Annotated in this window: 4 protein-coding genes; all 4 read right to left on the reverse strand. The window is 55.1% G+C overall.

What is annotated here, in order from left to right:
- Positions 1-1,135: hypothetical protein (locus O6929_03455; protein ID MCZ6479453.1), on the reverse strand; the 1,135-nt coding region annotated here is incomplete at its 3' end.
- 75 nt (positions 1,136-1,210) lie between these two features.
- Positions 1,211-2,494, reverse strand: a complete 1,284-nt coding sequence (locus O6929_03460; protein ID MCZ6479454.1) for an MFS transporter — start codon at positions 2,492-2,494, stop codon at positions 1,211-1,213.
- Between the two features lie 252 nt (positions 2,495-2,746).
- Positions 2,747-3,253 (reverse strand): DUF2914 domain-containing protein, encoded by a 507-nt coding sequence (locus O6929_03465; GenBank protein ID MCZ6479455.1) that lies wholly within the window; start codon positions 3,251-3,253, stop codon positions 2,747-2,749.
- A gap of 121 nt (positions 3,254-3,374) precedes the next feature.
- On the reverse strand, positions 3,375-3,636 hold a 262-nt coding region (locus O6929_03470), incomplete at its 5' end, for a DUF520 family protein (protein MCZ6479456.1).

The raw sequence follows: 3,636 nt of genomic DNA on the forward strand, positions 1-3,636 counted from the left end.
GGCTGGCTTTGTACATAGCTCCCAGCAATTCTCCGCTGCCCATGGAGTCGAACAGGTCTTTTCTACTAGCGACCCGGCCAGCAACGGCTTCAAGGACAACGCTCAGTAGAGGCTGGTCGTCACCAAGCACTCGGATGACCCCGTTGGCGTTTGCAGCTGCTGTGGTGATGGCCGCCTCGAGTACGCCAATGAGCTTGGCTGGATCTTCAAGGACGTCCTGAAGATCCCTGCCAAGGGTGATCAGCGTGGCACCGAAGACTTCTCTTACAAGCTTGCGTTTCGGTTCATCGAGCTTCTTTGTCCCCGATAGATTGGCAAGCATCTCCAAAAAAGCGGGGTCCCGTACCGTTGTCGTGAGGTAGGACGAGACTACGGTCTGGAATCCTTCCGCGCTGATGATCTTGGCAATGAAATCGTCGCCGTCCTTACCCATCTTTTGGCGAACGTCCCCCAAGGCCGAGTAGAGTACGAGGAGTGCAGGGTGGTCAGGTAGCGATTCTTTGTTGTCCAGCGCTGCGATCACAGCGGAACCAAGAAGTTTTTTAAAGACGCTGTCTAGGCTTTGCTCGTTGAAGTCATGCCTAGCAGCAAACTCGCGCAGGAGGGTAGTGACGATGCTGGCTGTCTTTGGGTTTGAGATGAAGACGGCCGCGTTATCACCTGCAAATTCCATCAGGATGTCCGCGGTCGCCAGCAGGATTCGCGTGGTCGCTGAATTGGTAGACAATCGGTAAGAATCAACCAGGTAATAGGTGAGGGCCTTTTCCGCGTTTGGATTGAGACCCGAACCCGTCCGACTAGCGGGTGACTTGGGCCGGCCGCCGGTCGTTCGGTAATAGAGCTTCAAGAGATCGGTGGTCTTCTTCATGGTCCGGCGCGGGCGCCCGGCCACAAAGTCCACAAAGGTCCCGGTCATATTGGCAGAGTCGAGCAGCAGTTGGCCTTGCTGCGACCTGAAATACTCCGCCATGGCGGAGGTGTGTTCGAAGTTAACTTTGGGTAGCGGCGGCAGAGTGAAGGGAAGCGCGTCTGAAGTCTTCTTCACCGCTAGAATTTGATCAACTCGAACGCGATACCTAATCAGCGCTAGTACTGCAGAGATCGCTACGGGAATGAGAACTACCGGGAATGGCATTGATCCTCCCTAAATGAGACCATCCCATTGATTGAGAGATCATAGTCGAGTCGAGGTGCGCTAATATATAAAGGGTCATGAATTGAGCACCGCTTCCTTTTGCTCTTTCATGAGACGGCGCAAGGACGGTAGCAGCGCAAAACCGGCGCAAGCTAAAACCACGCCGCTGCCACCAAGGATAGCAGCTACAATGGGTCCAAGTAAGGTGGCGAGGGCTCCCAGGTTCACCTGCCCGAGTTCGGGGCCACCCCTGGTGAACATGGAGGCCAGGGCCGTTACCCTGCCTCTTAGGTTATCGGGTGTGCTCAACTGCACCAGGGTGACTCGCATCACTTCCGATACCACATTGCCGACTCCGTAGCCCATCAACATCAACAGCGCGATGGGGAGCGTCGGGGAAAAGGCAAAACCGATGAGAAACACCCCTTGGGACCCGTAAGCCACAAGCATAACGACGATCTTGTGTCTGATATCACCGATCGCGCCAAGCACCGTTGCCGCTGCCACTGCACCCACTGAGCCGGCCGAGTGGAGTAGTCCCAGGGCTTCGGGTCCAAGACCCAGCACGTCCCGTGCGAAGACGGGTAACAGGACACGATAGGAGCGCATCAGAGTTACGACAAAATCCACTGTGAGCGGCAATAAAACGAGAGGCTCCTTGCGAACGAATTTGAAGCCCCCGAGGACAGCGTCCCATGTCCCGCTCACTCCCCCCTTTGGTGCCGGCACAACCGACATGAGAAGTAGTGCGAGGATCACGACCAAGAAGGTGACTACGTTGATGGCGTAAGCCGGAGCCAATCCCAGAAAACCGATGACGAGTCCCCCGAGCCCGGGACCGGCGATGGTGGCTGTCTGGCGGCTAATGGAATTGAGCGTTATGGCATTGGCCAGCTCGTTTCGAGGTACAAGGTTGGGAAGGATAGACTGGCGCGCCGGGGCATCGAAGGCCGTTGCAGCGCCGGAGATGACCGAGACTACATAGATAAACCCCGGGGTAACCATACCTGTGGCCGTTCCAATGGCCAACGCCAGTGTTGGCAACATTAATACGCTCTGCGTCGCTAAAATCAGTTTTTTGCGGCTGACCCGGTCTGCGAGGGCTCCGCCGATGAAAGAAAGCAGCAAGAAGGGTACGACACGGAACAGGCCAACCAGACCCACCTGGAGTGTCGAATCGGTCAGAATGAAGATCTGCCAGCCGATGGCGACGGTTTGCATTTGGTCTCCCATGGTAGAGACCAACTGGCCCAACCAGAGCAGACGGAAGTCTCGGTGCCGCATGGTGGCCAGGGCGGTCCGACGAGTCGTGGGCTGGTCCTGTGACTCAGGGTTGGATGGAGGGTCCTCAGGTTGCATATTCAGTCGAGGGGGGTCAGGTCACAATGGTTGAAGGCAGCCAAGAAGTCAAGTCTAGCAGGTTGTTGAATTAAGCTGCTTGCAGGCTGGTCAAAAAGATCTCAGAGGCGAGGCGCGCGAAAAATCGACGAGCTGAGGCGTACTTAGGCGGTACGTTGGAGCGAGGCGATTGAGCGCAACGAAGCATATGAGTCTTTTTCAGCAGCCTGCTAGAGGAGAAGGGCTTAATGGTGTGCTAGATAAGGGGACAGGTTATTTTACCAGAAAGTGAACGACACAGATGACTTGATTATTTTCACCCACCGTGGAGACCACCAACTTCCACTTCCCAGCATCCTCTTTGGAAATGATGTCCTTGCCGCTCCAGCTCCGCCACCACCCAGATGCTCCGATTTCGATATTTTCACCGTATTTTTCGACGCCTTCTTTGTACCAGCTATGGCGTAAAACACCTTCGGTTGCGTTGGTGTAAAGGCTCCAGAAGAAGACCCTGTTTTCCACCTGCGAATCCACCACAGGTATGGGTCCTGCAGGCTCCGCCTCACGTTCGCAGTAGGCCCCCGGCTTGAATGGTCGCACGGGCTCCCTTAGGACCACATCCCGGGCAAACATCAACTCAACCATTCTTGGTTCGGCGAAAGCTTTAGGGGAAATGACGAGGGTGACTAGGATCGTTAAGCTGACTGTGAAGCGCCAGAACATGGGTGTAAAGCGATTGATTCTGCGATCTTCCAGCAGGGGAAAGGTCAATCGGATCAACTCGATCGTCTCCGATGGTTACTTATTAACTCTTATTCGAACAATTGCAAGAACAAAAAGGCATTGCACGTTTTTCGATTCTCACATGAAGCCCAAGCCACGAATCAGAGGTCAGGGCCGATTAGTCGCGGTAGTTCGTATATTGGAGCGGCATATCGATATCGGAATCCTTGAGCATGGCAATAACCTGTTGAAGCTCATCTCTCTTCTTGCCTGTGACGCGAACCTTGTCGCCCTGGATGGCGGCTTGGACCTTGAGTTTCCCGCCCTTGGTAATCTTGACGATCTTCCTGGCGAGCTCCGCCTCGATCCCCTGACGAATCGTGACGATCTGCCAGGCCTCGCTCACGTTGACCTGAGGCGGGTCCACCTGCAGACATCGT

The sequence above is a fragment of the Candidatus Methylomirabilota bacterium genome (assembly GCA_027293415.1).
GTDB lineage: Bacteria > Methylomirabilota > Methylomirabilia > Methylomirabilales > CSP1-5 > CSP1-5.